This is a genomic window from Brevibacillus sp. 1238 (genome assembly GCF_029892995.1).
GTDB lineage: Bacteria > Bacillota > Bacilli > Brevibacillales > Brevibacillaceae > Brevibacillus > Brevibacillus parabrevis.
This window is the reverse complement of sequence record NZ_JARXWC010000001.1, coordinates 381,157-402,107: the sequence shown is the minus strand read 5'-3', so window position 1 is coordinate 402,107 and position 20,951 is coordinate 381,157. Positions and strand designations below refer to the sequence as shown.

22 protein-coding genes are annotated in these 20,951 nt (G+C 54.4%); 6 read left to right on the top strand and 16 right to left on the bottom strand.

Features of this window, described 5'->3' with window-relative positions:
* Window positions 1-84 precede the first annotated feature (84 nt).
* Genes mscL through M2298_RS01815 form a run of 3 tightly spaced genes read right to left on the bottom strand, consistent with a single transcriptional unit; the run spans window position 85 to window position 2,339 of the window.
* Window positions 85-549, bottom strand: coding sequence for a large-conductance mechanosensitive channel protein MscL (gene mscL, locus M2298_RS01825; protein ID WP_063228617.1), 465 nt, complete (start codon window positions 547-549; stop codon window positions 85-87).
* A 12-nt stretch (window positions 550-561) separates the two neighbouring features.
* Window positions 562-1,494, bottom strand: coding sequence for a nucleoside hydrolase (locus M2298_RS01820; protein WP_122963047.1), 933 nt, complete (start codon window positions 1,492-1,494; stop codon window positions 562-564).
* Window positions 1,491-2,339 carry a nucleoside hydrolase gene (locus M2298_RS01815; RefSeq protein WP_173598389.1) on the bottom strand — a complete coding sequence of 283 codons (849 nt, stop codon included), beginning with the start codon at window positions 2,337-2,339 and terminating at the stop codon, window positions 1,491-1,493. The genes M2298_RS01820 and M2298_RS01815 overlap by 4 nt, the downstream gene beginning before the upstream one ends.
* 235 nt (window positions 2,340-2,574) lie before the next feature.
* Between M2298_RS01815 and M2298_RS01810 the strand changes: the two genes are divergently transcribed.
* Window positions 2,575-2,907 carry a protein kinase family protein gene (locus tag M2298_RS01810; protein WP_173596155.1) on the top strand — a complete coding sequence of 111 codons (333 nt, stop codon included), beginning with the start codon at window positions 2,575-2,577 and terminating at the stop codon, window positions 2,905-2,907.
* A gap of 405 nt (window positions 2,908-3,312) precedes the next feature.
* Here M2298_RS01810 and M2298_RS01805 read toward each other — a convergent pair whose 3' ends face one another.
* From M2298_RS01805 to M2298_RS01780, 6 genes are all read right to left on the bottom strand, one after another.
* A complete protein-coding gene (locus tag M2298_RS01805; protein ID WP_063228613.1) occupies window positions 3,313-3,528 on the bottom strand; it encodes a hypothetical protein in 216 nt (71 codons plus the stop codon).
* 53 nt (window positions 3,529-3,581) lie between these two features.
* Window positions 3,582-4,799: an ABC transporter permease gene (locus tag M2298_RS01800; RefSeq protein ID WP_122963044.1), complete on the bottom strand. Its 1,218-nt coding sequence runs from the start codon at window positions 4,797-4,799 to the stop codon at window positions 3,582-3,584.
* Window positions 4,796-5,518 carry an ABC transporter ATP-binding protein gene (locus M2298_RS01795; protein ID WP_122963043.1) on the bottom strand — a complete coding sequence of 241 codons (723 nt, stop codon included), beginning with the start codon at window positions 5,516-5,518 and terminating at the stop codon, window positions 4,796-4,798. Before M2298_RS01795 ends, M2298_RS01800 begins: the two co-directional genes overlap by 4 nt.
* Window positions 5,519-5,521: 3 nt before the next feature.
* A complete protein-coding gene (locus M2298_RS01790; RefSeq protein ID WP_274875041.1) occupies window positions 5,522-7,159 on the bottom strand; it encodes an efflux RND transporter periplasmic adaptor subunit in 1,638 nt (545 codons plus the stop codon).
* A gap of 159 nt (window positions 7,160-7,318) precedes the next feature.
* On the bottom strand, window positions 7,319-8,725 hold the full coding sequence (locus M2298_RS01785) for a HAMP domain-containing sensor histidine kinase (protein WP_122963041.1): 1,407 nt from the start codon (window positions 8,723-8,725) through the stop codon (window positions 7,319-7,321).
* A complete protein-coding gene (locus tag M2298_RS01780; RefSeq protein WP_122963040.1) occupies window positions 8,718-9,401 on the bottom strand; it encodes a response regulator transcription factor in 684 nt (227 codons plus the stop codon). Before M2298_RS01780 ends, M2298_RS01785 begins: the two co-directional genes overlap by 8 nt.
* Window positions 9,402-9,540: 139 nt before the next feature.
* Here M2298_RS01780 and bluB point away from each other — a divergent pair, with 139 nt between their 5' ends.
* Window positions 9,541-10,224, top strand: coding sequence for a 5,6-dimethylbenzimidazole synthase (gene bluB / locus M2298_RS01775; RefSeq protein WP_063228607.1), 684 nt, complete (start codon window positions 9,541-9,543; stop codon window positions 10,222-10,224).
* A gap of 156 nt (window positions 10,225-10,380) precedes the next feature.
* Here bluB and hrpB read toward each other — a convergent pair whose 3' ends face one another.
* Window positions 10,381-12,903, bottom strand: coding sequence for an ATP-dependent helicase HrpB (gene hrpB, locus M2298_RS01770; RefSeq protein ID WP_242772220.1), 2,523 nt, complete (start codon window positions 12,901-12,903; stop codon window positions 10,381-10,383).
* Between the two features lie 174 nt (window positions 12,904-13,077).
* Here hrpB and M2298_RS01765 point away from each other — a divergent pair, with 174 nt between their 5' ends.
* On the top strand, window positions 13,078-13,899 hold the full coding sequence (locus M2298_RS01765) for an MBL fold metallo-hydrolase (RefSeq protein ID WP_122963038.1): 822 nt from the start codon (window positions 13,078-13,080) through the stop codon (window positions 13,897-13,899).
* Here the strand turns inward: M2298_RS01765 and M2298_RS01760 are convergent.
* Window positions 13,896-14,345, bottom strand: coding sequence for a DinB family protein (locus M2298_RS01760; protein WP_173596151.1), 450 nt, complete (start codon window positions 14,343-14,345; stop codon window positions 13,896-13,898). The genes M2298_RS01765 and M2298_RS01760 overlap by 4 nt on opposite strands.
* A gap of 187 nt (window positions 14,346-14,532) precedes the next feature.
* Here M2298_RS01760 and M2298_RS01755 point away from each other — a divergent pair, with 187 nt between their 5' ends.
* Both M2298_RS01755 and M2298_RS01750 read left to right on the top strand, forming a co-directional pair.
* Complete coding sequence (locus M2298_RS01755) at window positions 14,533-15,396, top strand: S-layer homology domain-containing protein (RefSeq protein ID WP_122963036.1); 864 nt, start codon at window positions 14,533-14,535, stop codon at window positions 15,394-15,396.
* Between the two features lie 20 nt (window positions 15,397-15,416).
* Complete coding sequence (locus M2298_RS01750) at window positions 15,417-15,806, top strand: VOC family protein (RefSeq protein WP_063228603.1); 390 nt, start codon at window positions 15,417-15,419, stop codon at window positions 15,804-15,806.
* Window positions 15,807-15,873: 67 nt separating this feature from the next.
* Here M2298_RS01750 and M2298_RS01745 read toward each other — a convergent pair whose 3' ends face one another.
* The 3 genes from M2298_RS01745 to M2298_RS01735 form a co-directional block, all read right to left on the bottom strand.
* Complete coding sequence (locus M2298_RS01745) at window positions 15,874-16,704, bottom strand: prohibitin family protein (RefSeq protein WP_122963035.1); 831 nt, start codon at window positions 16,702-16,704, stop codon at window positions 15,874-15,876.
* Between the two features lie 61 nt (window positions 16,705-16,765).
* A complete protein-coding gene (locus M2298_RS01740) occupies window positions 16,766-16,981 on the bottom strand; it encodes a hypothetical protein (RefSeq protein ID WP_173596149.1) in 216 nt (71 codons plus the stop codon).
* Between the two features lie 619 nt (window positions 16,982-17,600).
* A complete protein-coding gene (locus M2298_RS01735) occupies window positions 17,601-18,833 on the bottom strand; it encodes an MFS transporter (RefSeq protein WP_280648151.1) in 1,233 nt (410 codons plus the stop codon).
* Window positions 18,834-18,980: 147 nt separating this feature from the next.
* On the opposite strand from M2298_RS01735, the gene M2298_RS01730 reads away from it, so the two are divergent.
* Window positions 18,981-19,862 carry a LysR family transcriptional regulator gene (locus M2298_RS01730; RefSeq protein ID WP_122963031.1) on the top strand — a complete coding sequence of 294 codons (882 nt, stop codon included), beginning with the start codon at window positions 18,981-18,983 and terminating at the stop codon, window positions 19,860-19,862.
* Window positions 19,863-19,922: 60 nt separating this feature from the next.
* On the opposite strand, the gene M2298_RS01725 is transcribed toward M2298_RS01730, so the two are convergent.
* Window positions 19,923-20,477, bottom strand: a complete 555-nt coding sequence (locus tag M2298_RS01725; RefSeq protein ID WP_280648150.1) for an ABC transporter substrate-binding protein — start codon at window positions 20,475-20,477, stop codon at window positions 19,923-19,925.
* Complete coding sequence (locus M2298_RS01720) at window positions 20,434-20,847, bottom strand: hypothetical protein (protein ID WP_280648149.1); 414 nt, start codon at window positions 20,845-20,847, stop codon at window positions 20,434-20,436. The genes M2298_RS01725 and M2298_RS01720 overlap by 44 nt, the downstream gene beginning before the upstream one ends.
* Window positions 20,848-20,951 lie beyond the last annotated feature (104 nt).

Sequence of the window (20,951 nt, the reverse complement as noted above, 5' to 3'; positions counted from 1 at the left end):
AAGCCGCTCCTTTTGGTCGGCTTGCTTTTGTCGTTTCCATGATCGTTGTGATTGTGTGATTGCGCGTTTGACTTGCGCCCCCGCTTACTCGTGCGCCAGTGCAGCTTTGTTCCCGTCCAGCATGGAGGTGCAATGCGGGCAGCGGGTTGCCTTGATCGGAATGGACGTGATGCAGTGCGGGCACTCCTTGGTTGTTACCGGCGCCTGAACGACTTCTTGCTTGCGCTTGAAGCGGTTCAGCTGTTTGATCACGATGAAGATCGAGAAGGCGATAATCAGAAAATCGATGACAGAATTAAGGAAAAGTCCGTAGTTCAGCGTCGCTGCTCCGCCTTTTTTGGCTTCCGCCAGCGTAGGGAAATCTCCGCCGCTCAACGTAATAAACAGATTGGTAAAGTCAACTTTGCCCAGCAACAGACCGATTAACGGCGTAATGATGTCGTTGACGAGCGAGGTCACGATTTTTCCGAAGGCTCCCCCGATGACGACCCCGATAGCGAGATCCAGTACATTGCCTTTTAAAGCAAACTCTTTAAATTCTTTTAACATGCAAATTCCTCCTTAATGTCCCAGTACATGCTGCAAAAAATGTTCGACAAACCGCTCGTGGTCTACTTCCAGGCACACTTGCACATTCGCAGGCTTGGCCGGATTGGCCCGTCTGTCGCCAATCGTGCGGGCATCGCTCGCGCCGCCGGACGTATCCACCTCGACGTGCATCGGCACTTTTTTCACGAAAGTCGGGTCGATCACCACGCCGACCGCCAGCGGATCGTGCAAGCCGCAGCCGCGCAGGTTGCCGACTGTGGCATACGCGTCCATATACACCTGGCACATATCAGCGAACACATGGGCAAGCGGTGTATCCAGCGCTCTCCATTCCCGCAGATGATCGCGGGTGAGCAACGTCTGCATCGTCACATCCAGTCCGACCATCGTCAGCGGGATGCCTGATTGAAACACAAAGGCAGCCGCTTCCGGGTCGGCGCATATATTGGCTTCCGCGACCGGAGTGCGATTGCCGGGCACACTGACCGCTCCGCCCATTACGACGACCTGCTCGATGAGTGTCACGATTTCTGGCGCCGCCATAATCGCCCGGGCGAGGTTCGTCATGCTGCCTACCGTGATCAGCGTGACTTGATGGGGATTCGCCTTGATCGTCGAAATCAGAAACTGCGTGGCGCTCTCTGGCTGCGCAGTTGCAGTCGGTTCAGGCAACACGACGTTGCCAAGCCCGTTTTCCCCGTGAAACAGCCTCGCCTTGCCCGTCAGCTCGCGCACGATCGGACGAGACGATCCCTGGTAGACAGGTATGTGGGTAGCCCCGAGCAGCTCCAGCATTTGCAGCGTATTTCTCGTCGCTTCCTCGACAGTAATGTTCCCGAAGGTCGTGTTGATGCCGCACACTTCTAAATGAGGGGAATGTACGGCGTAAGAGATCGCGAGTGCGTCATCGATTCCCGTATCTACGTCCAGAATGACCTTTTTCATGCTCTGTCCTCCCCCTCCGTCAGCTGCCAGGCCCAAGTTTCGATCGCTTCGGATTGTATCGCCATGCAGACGTCGGCATCTGTTCCTGCACTTGGCTTGGCCCGCAGGTCGGCAATAAGAGCGCCGCGAGACAGTGGGCTGTGGCAATCGATGCTCAGCTTCAGCCGCTCGGTTTCGATCTGTTCAGGCGCTACAGCCGCAATCATCGCTCCCAGCACGCTTTTTACAGTGCCTGCTTTTCCAGTGGCTGTGGTTCCCCTTACCGTTTTCGCCAACAACGCCGCCTGTTCATCCGTCAAGCCGAGCGATTCGGTCGCATCAAGCGGAACGAACAAAAGCGGCCCTTTCGCAGCGAGAACAAAAGCAGCAGCCTCCGGGTCGGCATGCAAATTGGCTTCCGCAATAGCCGTCACATCTCCCGGCACGCGGATCGCTCCCCCGCGCACGACGATTCGCTGCACAGCTTGCAGCCACTCAGGCTTTCTGGCAATCGCCTTGGCCACGGTCGTCAGACGCCCTAAAGTAACGAGCGTGAGCGGGTTGTCCGGATCGGGCACAAGCTCAGTCAAAAAGGTGACCGCTTCACTGGTCATGACGGAATCAGCCGCGCGATCGGCTTCCCCGCGAAATAGCGGCTGTTGCGTTCCTGCCATGACAGGAATCTCTTCACCTGGCCGAACCTGATCTACCAGTCTGCGTGCCAGCTGGATGCCGCGATCTGGCTCGGCATCGCTCACGATAATTCCGCTCACTTGAACCTTTGGCGACTGTAGTGCATACAACAGCCCTATCGCTTGATCGGAGTCACCGCTAAAATCGATCAGCAGCCGCTGTTTTGATGCCATGGCTCTCAACTCCCGCATTGGTCTATGTCTTTTTTTGCAAAATGTGCTGTACTTATGCTAACGAAATCGGCAGCAGTCGTCAAATGTCAGCACACTTGCGCCAGCTATCCTCTTGCATCGCGGGGCAGTCTATTTTACACTTATCTTTATATTCGACAAAGTTCGTCAACTTCCATTTTGTAGGTTATACTCATTCTCCTGCGATTCGACAATCTTCACAAAAGGAGCAAGCGACATGCCCTCTGTGGAAAACCACCCGACTGACTCGATTTCCCTCGCCAAACAGCATTTGCTTCGCGCGATTATCCAATCCAAAACAAAGCCTTATTTACCCGTGTGGGGCGAGCTTTTTACCGCTTTGCGGGACATCGCCAAAACTGGGCGGCAACGCCGGGAAAACATCCGCCTCTATCTTCTTCAGCCAACAGGCTCCCTCTGGTATTTGCACAAGGAAGACTGTTTTCACGCCGATCTTCCCGATCCCGGAATCTCTATTTCGCTCTCACAGGAGCAGTTGATTGACGCCCTGCTCAAAGGCAGCTTTTCCCCCAAGACACCCGCATCGTAACAGCCAGCCAGATGAGCAACTTCGGGTGGCTGTTTGCTGTTTTTGGACAACAAAAAACCCAGGATATGCTCCTGGGAAGGGTAGTACGGAAGTATTCACGTGAATACGATTATTGTATATCCAAGTACCTATCGGGTCTAGCTGTATGTTTAGGCAAAAAAACCTGTTCTATCCACCTGCAAAGCCACATTCGCCCGCTCTTGAAAAAAAGTAGGCGGCCCTCCTGCACAGTTTGGGTACCGCCATCCCGAACTTCCCCAAGTTCGTTCATATTGGAATTGTACTATGAAACTCTTCTATCGAAAAGTGTCAGGTTTTGTTTTATAGCGAAATAGTGGGAAAATAGATAGAAAAAGCGGAAAAATAGCGAACCCCTGACCCGACTATCCGATCAGGGATTCCCTGCTACTTCGTATCCTTGTCCATCACATCAGCAGCTCTCGGCCCAAAGATGATGTACAAATAGACGTATTGGCTGACACTGACTCGCGGAAAGACAAAGGCGACGCCCGCTTTCCCCGCATGCTGCCTGACAACATACCGCAATTTGCTCGTTTTCAGCCGTTTCAAGATGCGCACTGCTTCTCGCCACGACACGGAAAATTGGACGTTTTTCTCCATCTGTACAAACACCTCACCGAAGCTAGTATGCCCCGATTGGAAAAAATACACACTTACTCATACCGCAGCGCATCGATCGGCTTTAACTGGGCTGCCTTGCGCGCTGGATAGACACCGAAGATGACGCCGACCAATGACGAGGTCAAAAAGGCGTACAAAATCGGGGTGAGACTGATCGAGGTCGAAAGCGATCCGAGCTTGCTGATCAACAGCGCCGCCCCTACACCGAAGGCGATCCCTAAAATGCCGCCAATCAGGCTGAGAGTGACCGCCTCGATCAAAAACTGGCGCAAAATGTCTCGGCGCTTGGCTCCGATCGCCTTGCGAATGCCGATTTCCCGGGTGCGCTCCGTCACGGACACCAGCATGATGTTCATGACGCCTATCCCGCCGACAATAAGCGAGATCGCGGCAATGCCGGACAACAGCGCCGTCATGGAGCTGGACACTTCCTGCGCTGTGCTCAAAATGTCGGACTGGGAGGTAATGCGGAAATCATCTTCTTTTTGCGGCCGCAAGTTATGTTTGGCGCGCAACGTCTGGCGGATGTCTTGCTGCGCTTTGTCCATGACATCAGAGGAAGCAGCGGACACGTAGATCGTGCCGACATTTTTGCCCCCCGTCAGACGGCTCATCGCGGTCGTAATCGGAATGAGGATTCTGTCGTCATTGTTCGTCATCCCCGAGCTGCCCTGACTTTTCAACACCCCGATGATTGTAAAAGGAACCCGGTTGATTTGAACGGTTTGCCCGATCGGGTTTGTCGTCGCATTTTTGAACAGATTGCTGACGACCTCGGTCCCGACGACAGCCACGTTGAACTGCCTCGTCACCTCAAAGTTCGAGAAAAAGCGTCCCTGCGCTACTTCCGCATTGCGAACTTGCAGGAAGTCGGCAGTCGTTCCCTCCAGTGAGCTGGAGTAGTTGTTGCTTCCCCAGACGATTTGCGCGCGTCCGTTGACGCTCGGTGCCACTCCCGCGACCGAATCGTTCTCGGCGATCGCTTCGGCATCAGCCATCGTCAGCGTATTCAGCGACCCGGCCCCGAGGCTTACCCTGCCTTGTGTCGCCTGTCCCGGCGAGACGATCAAAAGATTGCTCCCCAGTCCGTTGATTTGGGAAGCGACAGAAGAAGACGTTCCTTCCCCGATCGCAACCATGGCAATAACGGCTGCCACCCCGATAATAATCCCCAGCATCGTGAGCACAGAGCGCAAGCCATTTGCCCGGATGCTGCGAAACGAAACACGTACACATTCAATCAAGCTCATGTTCTCACTTCCTCTGCCTGCGCTATTCTGCGCTCTTGTACCACTTCATTGGAAATGATCTGACCGTCGCGAAAACGGACGATCCGTTTGGCATACTCGGCAATGTCCGGCTCATGCGTGACGAGAATCACCGTCTTGCCTGCGTCATTCAGCCGCTGGAAAATTCCCATGATCTCTTCGCTCGTCTTCGTATCCAATGCGCCTGTCGGTTCGTCCGCGAGCAAGATGACCGGATCGTTGACCAGTGCCCGGGCAATCGACACCCGCTGCTGCTGGCCGCCAGACAGCTCATTCGGCTTATTGTTCAGCCGCTCGGCCAGTCCTACGCTGATGAGTGCCTTGATCGCTCTCTCCCGCCGCTCTTTGGCTGACGCACCGCCGTACAGAAGCGGCAGCTCCACGTTTTCTACCGCAGTCGTGCGCGGGAGCAAGTTGAAATTTTGAAAGACAAATCCGATCTTCTGATTGCGGATTACAGCCAGCTCGTCATCGTGAGCCAAAGACACAGGCTGCCCGTCCAAATAAAACTCTCCCGAGGTCGGTTTATCGAGGCAGCCGATGACGTTCATCATCGACGACTTGCCTGAGCCGGACGGCCCCATGATCGCCACGAAGTCGCCCTCGTCAATCGTCAGGCTGACGCCCCGCAAAGCCATGATCTCCTGGTCGCCAATCTGATACTGTTTCTTCAAGTCTTCGATTTGAATGACTGGTCTCATCTTTTATCGACCCCTCATCTGGACGCCGCCTCCGCCGCTAGGGAAGCCTCCGCCCATCCCCGGGAATCCGCTTCCGCCCATGCGCATATTACCCGAGTTGGCGGACGTTGAGGCTGTGCTTGTGCTGACCGGGATGACGACCCGATCGCCTTCTTTCAAGCCTTCCAAAATCTCTACCCGATCCGCCGCAAAAAATCCGATTTTGATCGGTGTGAAATGGTACGGCATCGATGCCATTCTGTTGGCTCGCTCACTTCTCGGCTTTTCTTGCGACTTGTCGGCAGCTTCCGTTTTTGTCTCAGTCTGCGCAGCCGTTGCGGTTGCATTTGCCGCCGTACCCGAACGCTCTCCTGCCATCAGGTAGACGCCGTCCTTGCCGTTTTGCGTTTGCAGGGCAGCAGCTGGCACGTAGAGCACATCCTTGTGCGTCCCAAGCTCAATCGTCACGTTCATCGTCATTCCGATCTTCAGCTTGTTGTCTTTGTTTGCCACAGACAGCAGCACATCATAGCTCGTCACACCCGAATCGGTTTTCGCCTCGGGGTAAATCAGCTTGACCTTGCCTGTAAAAGTATCATCCGTATAAGAGCTGGTCGTAAAAGACACGGGCAGACCTTCTTTTACTTTTCCGATGTCGCTCTGGCTGATTTGCGCCAGCACCTCAAGGTCACCCGAGTTGGAATTATCCATAATAATAAAATCATTGCCGGGAATTTCACCTACGTTGCCATTCAACTGAACGATCACCCCGTCCATCGGCGCTTTCAGTGTCACGGCATTCAAAGCCTTCTGCGCTTTTTGCAGCTCGGCTTTCGCCTGCTCTACCGCTGCCTTCGCTGCGAGGATCGTCGCAGAATCCGGGCCTTCATTCGCTTCTTTCAAAGCTTCTTGCGCCGTCTGGTAGGCTGCCTCCGCCTGATCGACTTTGACGCTGGACTGCGATGTCGTCTGTCCGGCTGTCAATGTAGCGGAGTTGTAGTCGCGCTTCGCTTGCTCCAAGGAGTCGCTCGCGTTGTCGTATTCGGTCTGCGAGATGGCTCCTGCCGCAAACAGCGCTTTTTGCGAGTCAAATGTCTTCTGCGCATTTTCGAGCGCGGCTTTGGCCTTCGCTACATCGTTTGTCGCCTTTTTCCCGTCGATGTTTTGCTTCGCCAGTTCAAGCTCGCTTTTCGCTTGAGTGACCGCCGCCTGGAGCGAGGCAATTTCCGCTGTGCTCTTGCGCTTTTGCGCATCTTCCAGCTTGGCTTGCGCGGACAACAGATTAGCCTGCGCATTCGTCACTTGGATTTTCGCCACGGAATCATCCATCGTTGCCAGCACCTGTCCCGCTTTGACCTGGTCACCGATTTTCACCTGGATGGTCGAGATGGAATCTTTGGCGTCCTCTGCGTCTGAGAACGATAGCGAGGAACGCTTGGAAGCCTGAACGGTCCCGGATGCCAGCACGGTTTCGGAGACGTCGCCTTTTTGGACCGTGACAACCTGAAAAGCTGCTTGCGCCTGCTCAGGGGTCACAAACGCTTTGTATCCATACACGCCCCCTCCCGCGATCACCGCGACCGCCAGTCCGGCGATGAGCCATTTCTTCTTGCTATTTCGCGCCGCCGAAAACAACGTCCGTTTCTTCTCCGATTGCGTCACATCAAATCCTCCTGCCTTGTGCGTAATAAGCGGGAAACACCTTGTCTTCCCTGTTGCGATCAATATACGGAACGAATACGTCAGGGATAAGTCAGATGAATGGGAATGATGTGAAAAACGACCAGCCGATTTGGCATGGTCGCTTGTGGCAAGCCTATGTTATTGGTGCAAAACAAGGGTGAAGGTACTGCCGTCCTTGGAGCTTTCCGCAAGCAGCAGCTTGCCCCCGAGCGCCTGCGCGATCATTTTGCTAAAAGACAAGCCCAGCCCCAGCCCGCGAACGACCTGCTTCTTTTCCTCGCCACGGTAAAACCGCTCGAAAATCAGTGGCTGCTCCGCCTCCGGGATTCCTTGCCCCGTATCTTTGACATCTACGCGAATTTCTTCGCCGACCACCGAAAGCGACACGTCGATCTTCCCTCGCGAGCCCATCGCTTGTGCCGCATTGTTCAGCAGATTGTACAAAATTTGCTGCACGCGCAACGGGTCCGTGTTCACGATGATCGGTTCGGCTGGCTTCTGGATGGACAGCTCGATCTGCTCCGCCTCCTGCATAATCTGCCACTGGTGCGTAATTTCCTGCACCAGCTCGTACATGTTTTGCTGCTCGCGGCGAATGCGGATATCCCCGACCGCAAACGAATTGAAGTCGAGCAAATCCTCCACCATTTTTTGCAGGCGTACGGTTTCCTTCGCGCATATCTCCAAAAATTCCTTGGCTTCCTCGCCGCTGACGATATCATCCTTGACCGCCTGAACCAGCCCGCTAATCGACGTGACAGGCGTCTTCAGCTCGTGCGTGACTCCTGCCAGCAATTCGGTGCGCATCAGCTCCAACTGCCGCAAGCGATCAGCCATCTCTTTGAACGAATGAATCAGCTCGTCAATTTCCTCTTCGCGCCTGTCTTTCTCGAAGTGAATCTCGTAGTTGCCCATGACGATTTGCTTGGCCGCGTCTGCTACGTCCTTGATCGGGGTAGACAGCTTTTTCGTCAACAAATAAATGACGAGCCAGCCGAGCAGTCCGAGACTGATCAGCATGATGAACATCAACTGAAACTCGGTCGTGCTGCGCATCAAGTCTTGCTTCGGGGTAAAAAGCATGACCCAGCCGACAGTTTGCTGGTTGACCCGGATGCTTTTTTTCACGAACAGCAACTCTTCGCCGCGTTCCAGCTTCACCTGTGACATGCTTTCGTCTGCTTCCACCAGGTCTTGGGCCATCCGCCGCAGTTCAGAGTTGAGCGGATCACGCCCGCCAAACACGGCGCGATGATTGGCATCCAAAATGACCATGAACGGTTTGTAATTGACGCGCAGCGACTCTTGCCGACTGTCGAGCAAGCGGAACAAAAACGGCGAAATGACGACTTTTCCGTCCGCATCCACGACGCGGTCCGATACTTCCGCCGCCATCAAGCGCATGAAGTCGAGCCGCTTTTGCTTTTCGCTGTAGTTGATCCAGAAGCTGGAAGCGATACCGATGACCAACAGGCCGATGCAAAGCGTAATCAAATACCGGGTCGTCCAATACCGGAACAAAGTAATCCGCTTTTTCTCACTCATAGACACATAGCTTGTAACCCAAGCCGCGGTACGTGCGAATTTCCCCTTCAGAAGCCGGCCAGTTCTCCAACGATCGGCGAATCCGCTTGATGGCGAGATCGACGGCCCGGTCGCTTCCCTCGTAATCCATCCCCCACACTTGCTCGATCAGCTGCTCGCGTGTAAATGTCTGGTTTTTGTATTGGGCGAGAAACAAAAACAGGGACAAGTCTTTCGGCGTAAACGCCAGCTCAATGCCATGCAAGGTAACGGTGTACGCCTTGAAATCGACTTTGAGACTGCCAAACTGCTTGACCTGATCGCCCTCGATAATTTGCTTGGAACGGCGAAGCACAGCCTTGACCCGCGCAACGACTTCATCCGCGATAAACGGCTTGGTAATGTAATCGTCGGCTCCTTGCTCCAGCCCGGCGAGCTTGTTGTCGATATGCCCGAGTGCCGTCAGCATGATGACGGGACAAGAACTTTTGGAACGTATGTATTCTAGGAGACTCCACCCGCTTCGTCCTGGCAGCATGACGTCCAGAAGGACCAGCGCCGGGTTGAAGGCATCGAATTTGCTCTGGGCTTCGTCTCCGGTAAAAGCCTGTTCGACCTGGAACTGATGCTTCTCCAGATACGCTTTTAGTACCCGAGAGATGGGCAGTTCGTCTTCCACGATCAAGATGTTTGTCATTGCACTTTCTCTCCCCTCGAAAACGACAGGTCTTCCCTCTCTAGCGTAGGACATGAATATGTCAAGCAAATGTCTAGATCAATAGCTAGACTGGCATTAAAATGAAGAAAGCTGTAGTAGATTTGGGGAGGCTATACTTATGAAACGTTTGACCGAGGAAGAAAAAACCGGCCTGTACAAGGCGATCAGCAATCGGCGGGATATTCGCACTTTTCGCCGCGACCCGGTTCCGCCTGAAAAAGTTGCCATGATTCTCGCCGCTGCTCACCACGCTCCTTCCGTCGGCTTCATGCAGCCGTGGAATTTCATTCTCGTGGAGGATGAGCAAATCAAGCAGGAGCTGGCAGACTGTGCAGACAAAGAACGGCGGGCGCTCGCGATCCACTACGAGGGAACCGGCCGCGAATCCGCTTTTCTCGACTTGAAAATTCAAGGGATCAAAGAAGCTCCCATTACGATCTGCGTTACCTGTGATCCGACGCGGGGCGGCGACCACGTCCTCGGACGCAATTCCATCCCCGAGACAGATATCATGTCTGTCAGCTGCGCCATCCAGAACATGTGGCTGGCAGCGTATGCCGAAGACTTGGCGATGGGCTGGGTGAGCTTTTACAAAAAAGCAGACGTCCGCCGCATTTTGCACATCCCGCCGCATATCGATCCGGTTGCCTTGCTATCTATTGGCTATACAGACCACTACCCGGATCGGCCGCTTTTAGAGCTGCACAAATGGGCACAGCGGCAAGACTTGCAACAACTGATCTATCGCAACAGCTGGGGAGAAAGTGCCCGGCACGCACAAAAAGGGCTGCCGGAAAACTAGGCAGCCCCAATCAAAGTGGAGGGTAGTACGTGAATCTCGGTATGTTCCTGACGTAACTACCCTGCCCGCAAGTTTCAGCGAAAAGCCGACTTGCTCACATGGAACTACGAAATTGGGAAATATCACCCGATCGTGCTGGCAGCGCAAGCAGATGAGTTAGTTCTGCGGGCGCGTCCTGTTTGTCGGAACAGCCGTCAGCGGGTCGTCCGGCCAGTAATGCTTCGGGTAGCGCCCTTTCAAGTCTTTTTTCACTTCGAAGTACGCTTGCTGCCAAAAACTCGCCAAGTCTTTCGTCACTTGCACCGGACGCTGTGCCGGAGACAGCAGGTGAAGCGTTAGCGGCACTTTTCCACGCCCAATGCGCGGCGTGTCTTGCCAGCCGAACAGCTCCTGCAGCCGGACAAACAGACTGGGCGCAGCCGGATCGCTGTAATCGACGGGAATGTTCGATCCGCTGGGAACTCGCACATGGGTGGGCGCATACTCGTCCAGTTGTCGCCGTTCGTCCCAGCCGAGCATCCCTTCCAAAATGGCAGCCAGAGACAGCTGTTGCAGCTCGTCTCTTTTTCGCATGCCGTACACATGCGGCGCAAGCCATTCTTCCAGCGTAGCGAGCAGAGCTTCGTCATCGACGCGAGGCCATTCCGGGAACAGGTCGCTCATGAACTGCAACCTCTCCCGGAGCTGGCGGGCGTGACGGCTCCATGGCAGTATCGCCAGGCCCTCTGTCCTGATGCCGGTAAGCAAGGCGTGCAACACGGCGTCGTCATCCCGGTCTGCCGCCGTCTCTTTTAAGATGAGCGCACCGAGCTTCTTGCGGGTACGCGACCGCACAGCGCCAGCGGAACGATCCCACCAGACGGCTGTTTCTTCGCTGATCTGCCCGGCCCAGTCCTGGTGCAGTTCGCTCTCTTCGATTTGCGCTGCCAGCATGATGCGGCTGTCTACTCCCTGATCGTCAAGAAGCGGCGCTACTACATACGGGGCAAAAGCCAGTGGCTGCTCCAGCCCAAACGCTGCTCCACGGCCATTGCGCAACAAATATCGCCCGTCGCCCCTGCGCTGCGCGATCCGATCTGGATAAGCAAATGCCAGCAGTCTGCCTGTCTGGCTGATGTCGCCGCTCACGCTTGTCTTTGGCTCCCCGCTTTTTCTCCACTGCCGCTTCAACTGCGCCGCGTCGTTCCACAGCTTGCTGCAAACGGCTTCTTCCACTTGCAGCCCATGTCCGTGAACAGAACGGCCCTCCCCGCGATTTCCTGCCACGAGCCGCAAAAGTTCGACTCGCGAGCCAATATCCGCGTCAGCCGCAGCCCCTCTCCCGCGTACGATATCCCGCTCTTCCAGCAATACAGCCAATTCGCAAGCCAAATCGAGCAGTCCCAGCTCGCTTGCTCGCTGAATCATCTGCCCAAGCCTCGGATGCAGTCCCATCCCGGCCAGCACCCGGCCATGCGCCGTTATTTGCCCATGAGCGTCCAGTGCTCCCAACTGCTGAAGCAGCTCTTGCGCCTGGGCCAGTGCCGCTTTTGGCGGGATATCCAGCCATTGCAGCTCCTCGACATCCTTCACGCCCCAAGCCGCAAGCTCCAAAGCAAGCGGCGCTAGGTCAGCGTCGATGATTTCCGGCGAATCGTGCGCGGCAAGCATCCGGTCTTCCTGCTCGGTCCACAACCGATAGCACACGCCCGTGTCCAGCCTGCCCGCCCTGCCCATGCGCTGTTCTGCGGACGATCTCGATACACGCCCTGTCTCCAGTCGCGTCATCCCGGTGCGCGAAGAAAAGCGCGGATACCTTTTCAAACCGCTATCGATGACAATCCGCACGCCTTCTACAGTCAGGCTCGTTTCCGCGATCGAAGTCGCGAGCACGATTTTGCGCTCTCCTGGCTGCCCGGGACGCAACGCCCGATCTTGCTCCTGCTGCGAAAGCGCTCCGTACAACGGACATACGCGCACCTGTGCCCCAAGCTGACTTTTCGCCAACAGAGCTTGCGTCGTGCGGATTTCTTTGGCTCCCGGCAAAAATACCAGCATGTCTCCCTCATCCTGCATAAGCGCCGCGAGCGCGAGACGGACGATCTCTTCTTCCACGGAACCATTCAGCGGTTTGGGCAAAAAGCGCGTCTCGACCGGAAAAGCCCTGCCCTCGCTGACGATGATCGGAGCGTCACCGAGCAACCGGGCGACAGGCTCCGCCGCAAGCGTCGCTGACATGACCAAAATGCGCAGGTCGGGGCGAAACAGGCTTTGCGTCTGAAGACTGAGGGCAAGTCCGAGGTCGGCATGCAAGCTGCGTTCGTGAAACTCGTCAAAAATAAGCAGACCGACAGCTTCCAGACCCGGATCGTCCTGAAGCATGCGTGTCAGGACACCCTCCGTAATGACCTCAATCCGCGTGTTCGGGCCGATTCGCGTATCGTGCTTGACCCGATAGCCGACCGTCTCTCCCACTTGCTCCCCAAGCTTGCGCGCCATGTAACCCGCCGCCGAACGGGCTGCCAGACGCCTTGGCTCCAGCATGAGAATGCGCTTGTTGGACAGCCACGCCTGCTCCAGAAAAGCAAGCGGCACTCTGGTCGTCTTTCCCGCGCCGGGAGCTGCGACCAGCACCGCGCTGTTGCTTGCCGCAAGCGTCTCGATCAGCTGCGGCAGCACGGTATCAATAGGCAATGCCATGTTGTGTTTCACCTCATGTCCAAATCCATTCTGTAATCATCATACACGATTGGAGCGACAGGAAAAGAGATTGCCAAATGACTGAATAATCATTCAATAGTATAATGAGCATACGTTCACTGCAGGGCGGAAGCGGATCTGGCAGCAGGATGAAGAAAATACGGGGGTGTTAACGTGGTAGAAGTCCATCAGCATGAAAATGTTTTGTGCCTGGAAGGCGTGGTGAAAAGAGCTGGCCGCGAATCCGGCATTTGCGTGTATGTGGCAGACGGCATGATGATCGATACTGGCCCGCAATCACTTGCCACTGATTTGATCGACTGTTTTTCGCAAGCCTCGTTCGACGCGGTTGTTTTGACACACAGCCATGAAGATCACAGCGGCAACGCAGCCTGGATCGCCAGCACCAAAGGCGTGCCCATTTTCATCCATGAAAAAGGGGTAGGGCAATGCTTGCAGCCAGCAGACTACCCGCTGTATCGCCAATTGGTTTGGGGAGTGCGCGAGCCTTTTGCCGCACAGCCTCTGGGAGAGACTGTTCATTCCCGTTCCATCGACTGGGAGGTCATCCATACACCTGGACACGCGCATGACCACGTCGCGTTTTTTGACAAACAAACAGGCCGCCTGTTTTCTGGCGACCTGTTTCTCGGGACGAAAACGAAAGTGATTTTGCAAGACGAATCCATCCCGCTGCTGATCCAATCGCTTCGCCAGGTGCTGACACGCGATTTTGGCGCCATGTTCTGCGCGCACGCGGGTTACATCGCCGAGGGAAAAGCTCTGTTGTCGCGCAAGCTGGACGACCTGCTCCATTTGCAGGGAGAGATCGTGCACTTGCACCAGCAAGGACTGACTGCCGCAGAGATCCATTCGAAGCTTTTTGCAAAAACATCTCCGATCATCGCACTGTCGGAAGGTGAGTTCGACTCCCGGCACATCGTTACTTCTGTGCTCTCGGATCAAGGAAGCAGCGAGCCGTCATCGCTATTCTAGCTGATTTGCCTCTGCAACTGGTCGAGGTGGTGCTCCATGTGCTCCACGTAATCTTGCACCAGCCACTGCAAGCTCACGGCTGTGCCATCGGCAGTCGTACAGGAATGGTCGTAGGCGGATGCTGGCATGACGGAGATCACGGTGATGATCGCGCGGTTCATGCTGCTGTAGAGCTGAACAATCTCTTCAACGGTCCGCTGCTGGTACGCCTGCGCCTTCACCCATTCATCCTGCTGATACGGAATAAGCACATACGGCTGTTCAGTCTGTGCCCGGACAAATCGGGGCAAATTGTTGATCGCCGAATCGCACAAATGACCCAAAATTTCCTTGGCGGACCACTTCCCGGGAGCAGGACGGCTTGCCGCCTTCTCCTCTCCGATCTGCTGAAATGTTTGGGCAACGGCAAGCAAATGTTTTTCCAGCCTAGCAATTTGTTGCTCCATGCTCATTCCTCCTCTGCTTTCTTTTCACCCTATCAGATCCGGCCCGTCTGCACCAATAGAAGAGTTCGATGGCCGTCATCGGTATTGGTGAAGTCTTCCTTTTTTTCGTTCAGGCGATATACTAGAAAGAAGCACTGATTCCATACCCGTATGATCCTCGCCAAACGCGATCAGCAAAGGAGGCAACATGAGAAGAAAGCTCTGGCTATTTTTTGTTTTCATTTTTGGCACTGTTCTGGCAACATCAGCTCCCGCGCAGGCTGCTACGCGCTTTTCCGACGTCAATTCCGCAGAGTACGGCTGGGCGGAGGACGCCATTTCCTTTATGGTCGGAAAAGGCGTGATCAGCGGCTATCCGGATGGCACCTTCAAGCCAGGGAGATTCGTAGACAAAGCGGAGATGACCGTGATGATTTATCGGCTGTTTGATCGCTACCGACCGAACAGCTCTGGTCAAGGTTCGAACGATAACAGCTATTCGATCAAGCAATTTGCCGATGTTCCTAGCAATCATTGGGCGTACAAAGAAATCAGCTCGCTCATCAACATCTCCTGGTGGAATGCCGTCCAATCCTCCCCGAAAGGGTATCTGTTCTACCCTGACGCCAAGCTGAATCGCATCGGAGCGGTCAACCTTCTCCCGCTGTTCATGCTGGCGGAGGAGGATCTGTCCAACGAAGAAGTGTATCAGATCGTTTCTGCCATGCGCGATGTTCCCATAGTCGTCAGCTCTTACTCAGATGACGAGCTGTTTATGGGCCATCCCCTTCAAGAGGATGGGCGCTACGACGAAAACGCGGGCAATAAAACGAACCTGCTGTTTCCTCTGTTGTTCGCCAAAGACGGCAATGAACTGCACATCCCGGATGATTACAGCGGCATTGTCGCCAGCGATCTCGCTCTCTTGCAAAAAACAGGCATCATGACAGCCTACAACGGAGAATTTGAGGCACAAGACATGCTGACTCGTGCGGAAGCGGTCACGATTTTGCACAGGCTGTACTTGCGCCTGAAGCAAACCGGAGCGCTTGCGAAGTATTCCAGCAAATAAATGTAACGGGGGAAATCAAAGTGGCGATCAAAAAAATCGAGCACGTCGGCTTGATGGTAAAAGATTTGGATGCGTCCATCGCTTTTTATACGAACGTGATTGGCATGGAGCTAAAAGGCACCTTGGTGCACTCCAACCAAGTTATCACGCTCGCTTTCCTCGGCTTCCCCGGCCGCCCGGAAACCGAGCTGGAGCTGATCCACGGCTACAACGACTCTCTGCCTGTAGAGGGCAAAGTTCATCATCTCGCACTCGCTGTGGACAACCTGGAAGAAGAAATCGCGCGGCTCAAACAGCTTGACGTCTCCTTTATCGACGAGGCGATCACCACTCTCCCCAACGGCTCCCGCTACATGTTTTTCCGCGGACCGGATGGCGAGTGGCTGGAGTTGTTTGAAAGCACCCGCTAACAAGCTTTTCACTGCAAAAAAAAGACCATCCGGCCGACTGTAGCCCGATGGTCTTTTCGTTTGGTCGTTATTGATTCCCCACGTTGATAAACGGAGTCGCGCCTCCCGTGACGTTCGGCAGCTTGCCGTCCCATTTGCGGATCGCTTCCAGCTGTGCTTCGATCTGTCTGAGCTGGATCAGCTCCGGCGTCACTTCTTGTTTTTGCAGGCGCAAAGCTTCGGCCTGTGCCTGCGCTCGCGTGATTTCCTGCTCTTTCTCGATTTTGATCCGCTCCAGGTCGAGCTTCGATTTGAGCGCTTGCTGCTCCGCCACTTGCTTCGACTCGATTGCGCGGTTAAATTCATCGCTGAACGTAAATTCGCGAATGTTGATTTCATCCAGAATGATATTGTACGTGGACAGCTTTTGCCGCAAAACTTCTTTGACTTTGTTGCTCACTTCGGAACGCTTGGAAATGAGTTCTTCTGCCGTGTACTGCGCCGTAACCGCCTTCAAAGCCTCGGCGATAGCCGGGTCGACGATGCGGCTGTTGTACTCCAAACCTACTTGCTGGTACAGTTTGTTCACATTGTCGCTGTCCAGGTGGTGGTTGACCGCGATGGTCGTCGATACGGTTTGCAAGTCACGCGAAGCGGACGTTTGACTCGTCTCCGATTTTTGCACCCGCACCTCCATCGGAACGATCGTTTGGATAAAAGGAATTTTGAAGTGCATGCCTTCCTGCAAAACTTTTGGCTGGACAGCACCGAGCTGCAAAACGACGCCGCTGTGACCAGCTGATATGATGGTAAACGATTGGGTCCCGAGCAAGACCAAAACGACAAGTACGAGAATCGTGACGATCAGCTTCCCCCCGGCTTGGAAGGGACTCATTTTTACTCCCTGATTTTCGCTCATGTTCCGCCTCCCCTTTTGTAATCGGTTCTCTTCTTACATACGGATCAGCGGCCCAGAAGTTTCAAAAACTTTCTGTCTTCGCAGCTTCAAGCAACACCTTGCCCATTCGCTCCGCCTCGATTTTGCACAACTCAAACTCAACCTCGCCCGATACGTGGGAGATCAGCTGGATGACTTCCTCGCACCCGTGACTGCAAATGAGGAACTGCTCCCACTTCACTTCGGAGCGCGGCACTTTTCTGGCTGAAAAGCCGCTTTGAAAACCGCCTAGGGTCATTTTGATCAGGTCCTTTCGGGATGAATAGAACTGGATCTTGTCGTCTTCTCGTATATGGTGCTAATATTGAACGTTTTTACCGAGTTTGTGAACCCCTATCTCTCTCCACTTGCAATCCCGAGCGTTTCCCGGCTCTTTTTTCCTGAATCTCGTTGCTCCGGCAGTACAAAGCGTCCTATGTCGGAGGTTTTTATCGATCTTCTCGCACTTCTTCTTGTAATTATATTCATTCGGAATTTCCTGGTATATAATGAAAAGGAAAATAATTACAGCAAAAAGCGCCCTTGTATTTGCAGCCGAAAAGAAACTCACCAGCCATCGCTCAACCGTACAATACCTTGCAGATATAGAGATGGCATCCCCCGATTACGACAGCTTTGATTATGAAAAAGGATGGTCCCTTATGTGGAAAAAACTTCTGTACGGCCTATTGGTTTACATACTTGGCCACATCGTGGTAATGGCGTCCGTTTCCATTTACAATAATGACACTGGTGACCGCTCGTTCCTAAGAGCCATCGTTGCTGCGATTCTTTACTTAGCGGCAGTGATAAGTGTTACGAGGAATCGCAGTTCATAAGAAAAAGCCCCAACAAGCCGTTGGGGCTTTTCCTCATTATCACTTCATCTTCGCCACCGACCACTTCTTCTCCAAAACCGGAGGCGCCGGAATGGCTATCGCTTTGGACAATTTTGTGGCAAACACGAAGGCTACGGCCATGAATCCGGCGATCATGGTGACGACGCCACCCCAGCCGAGCGAAGACCAGAAAAGTCCTCCCATCGTCCCGCCAATGCTGGAGCCTGCGTAATAAAAGAACAAGTAGAGCGAAGACGCTTGCGCCTTGTCGTGGGTTGCGCGCTTGCCTACCCAGCCGCTCGCGATGGAGTGGCTGCCGAAAAAGCCAAAGGTGAGAATCGGCAGGCCCGCGACGATGACAGCCAAATGCGCATCGAGCGTCAGGCATGCGCCAATCAGCGTCAGCAACAAAGAGACGAGCAGCATTTTCGTCCGCCCGAACTTCTCGGCCAGCTTCGCCATCCAGACGGAAGCGAACATCCCGACGAGAAAGACGATGAAGATCCAGCCTACGAGCGTTTGGCTGAGCGAGTAGGGCGGCGCAGTCAGCACATACCCGATATAGTTGTAGAGCGCGACGTTGCTGCCAAGGCTCAAAAATCCGATGCCAAACAGACAAAGCAGAGCCGGGTCCCGCAAGTGGGCGAGCATCGAGCCTGCCAGCTTGCGCAGCTCGGGAGCACGCGCGTGAAAATTTTGCGAGGCGGGCAAGCTCATCCAGAAAACCAGTGTGGCTACCAGGCTCATCAGGCTGATTGTCCCCATTGCCACGTGCCAGTTGAACAAGTCCGTGAGCGTCCCGGAGAGAATCCGCCCGCACACCGCTCCAAGCGAGTTCCCGCTGATGTATAGTCCCATCGCCACACCGAGACTTTTCGGTTCCATCTCTTCTCCGAGATAAGCCATGGCGATCGAAGGGAGTCCTCCCAATGAAATTCCTTGAATAATGCGGTACAGAAGTAAAGTCTCGTAGGAAGTGCTGCATGCCGTCAAAATCGACAAGAGCGACGCCGCCAGCATCGAGCTGATCATCACCGGCTTGCGCCCCCACACTTCGGACACCGTCCCGAAAATCAGCATGCTGATCGAAAGAGAGATCGTCGTCAGCGAAAGCGACAAGCTTGCCATCGTCGGCGAAATACCAAATTCTTTTGTAAATTCAGGCATTAATGGCTGCGTGCTGTACAAAATGGCAAACGTATTGAAACCCGCTGCAAAAAATGCCAGGTTCGTCTTGCGAAAAGTGGCTGTGCCTTGCTTGATGTGTCCCATGATGGTGAAACCTCCCCGTGTTTCTCCCCGCTTCACTGTTATACTATCATTGACAATTCATAATGTATAATTTATTGTAATCATAATTTTGATGCACAAAAGTAATGAATCGACGACAGATCAGCGTCATACAGGGAGGTTGCTTCCATGGAATGGCAACAGCTCGAATACTTTCAGACACTCGCCCGCATCCAGCACGTCACCCGCGCAGCGGAAGCCATGTCGCTTTCCCAGCCTGCACTTAGCCGCTCCATTGCCCGGCTGGAGGAGGAGCTTGGCGTCCCGCTTTTTGAGCGACAAGGCCGGACGATTATGCTCAATCGCTACGGCCAGCTTTTTTTAAAGCGCGTCAACCGGATTCTCAAGGAATTTGAGGACGGAAAACAGGAGCTTCGCGATCTCGTTCATCCCGATCACGGGGAAGTGGCGCTTGGCTTTTTGCACACGCTCGGCACCAGCCTGATTCCCGACCTGATCGGTTCTTTCCGCGCCAAGTCGCCCTCGATCAGCTTCACCATGATCCAAAATCACAGCTACTCGCTGCTTGCGCATCTCGACGCCGGCGAGCTGGATTTGTGCCTGTTGGCAGAACCGACCGAAACCAAGCTGCCGATTTTGTGGACGCCGCTCTGGAGCGAAGAACTGTTTGCCATCGTTCCGCTCGGACATCCGCTGGCTGAACGGGAGAGCATCCTGCTCGCGGAAATTGCCGAGGAGTCGTTCATCTTTTTGAAAAAGGGCTACGCCCTGCGGCGAACGACAGACCAGCTGTTTGAGCAGCTGGGTGTAGTCCCGCGAGTGACCTTCGAAGGCGAAGAAGCAGCCACCGTAGCAGGGCTGGTTTCGGCGGGACTCGGCGTGTCCTTGCTGCCCGATTTGCGGGGCATCGACAAAAGCAAAATCGCGCAAATCCGCATCAGCAGCCCGAAATGCCAGCGCGTCATCGGCATGGCCCAGGTCCAGGGCGGCTACTTGTCTCCTGCTGCCGTGCGCTTCAAGGAATTTGTCCTGGACACATTCAGGAAATGACGGAAAAAGACCCTCGGACTGTAGGCTGTGCTCCGAGGGTCTTTCCGCATATTCGTTGCTTTATTTTGCCTGATGCGCCAACAGCTGTTCGACGACCAGGTCGAGCTGGCCTTCAATCGCCAGCGGATCGTAATAGTACATTTGCTCAAACGTCATCTCGTAGATGTGGTTGTTTTTGACGGCTGGCAAATTTTCGTAAACCGCGTTCCCGAAAAACTTATCCTTATCCTCTTGCTTCGTCTCATACGTGGTCACAAACATGTGGTCTGCTGCGAATTGCGGCAACACTTCCTGGGAAATCAGCTTGGGCGGCGTGTTGGCATCTACGACTTCCTTCACGGCTGGCGGCGGTGTCAGCTTGAGCGCATTGTAGATGACTTGACCGCCGCGTCCCCAGTTGTCTCCGAGCACGTAAAACTCCTGAGAGCGCAGCTCGTAAATTCCGACCGTCTCCCCGTCTTTTACCGCCGTCTTGATTTTTTCGCGGGCACTCGCTGCTTTTTCATCGAATTGCTTGATCCAAGCCTCTGCCTCCGCTTGCTTGTCCAGCAGCTCGCCAAAAGCCCGTATGTCAGCGCGGATGTCGTCGTTGTACGTGCCGTATGGGATCAGCACAGTCGGCGCGATCTTGGAATAGCCAGTCGTTCCGATCGGCTTGATCCCCGATGGACAAAAGCTGGCCAAGATACAGATCGGAGACGATACGCTTCGGTGCTGCAGGAATCTGGACTTCTTTTCCGTTAGGCATTTTATACATTTTCATCTTCACGCTATCCTGTGCTGGCGCCGCTTGCTGAGCCGGGGTTTCATTGCTGGCCCCTTTTGGCTCTGTTGCCGCCCCGCATCCTGTCATGGCAACGAGTAAAGCGAGGATTGCCGTTCCTTTCGCGATCCATTTCGCGTATTTTGGCACAGTTTCCTCCGAATGAAATTGATAATTATTATCACAAGCTATCTTACCAGCAGCTTTTTTCCATGTCCACAAGGGAATGTCCTTGCATCCCGCCAAACCGCTTACTACTATTAAAAGGGAAAGGAGCTGACCGTATGCTAGACCCTTACGTTCGAACTGCCGATTGCGGCTCTGGG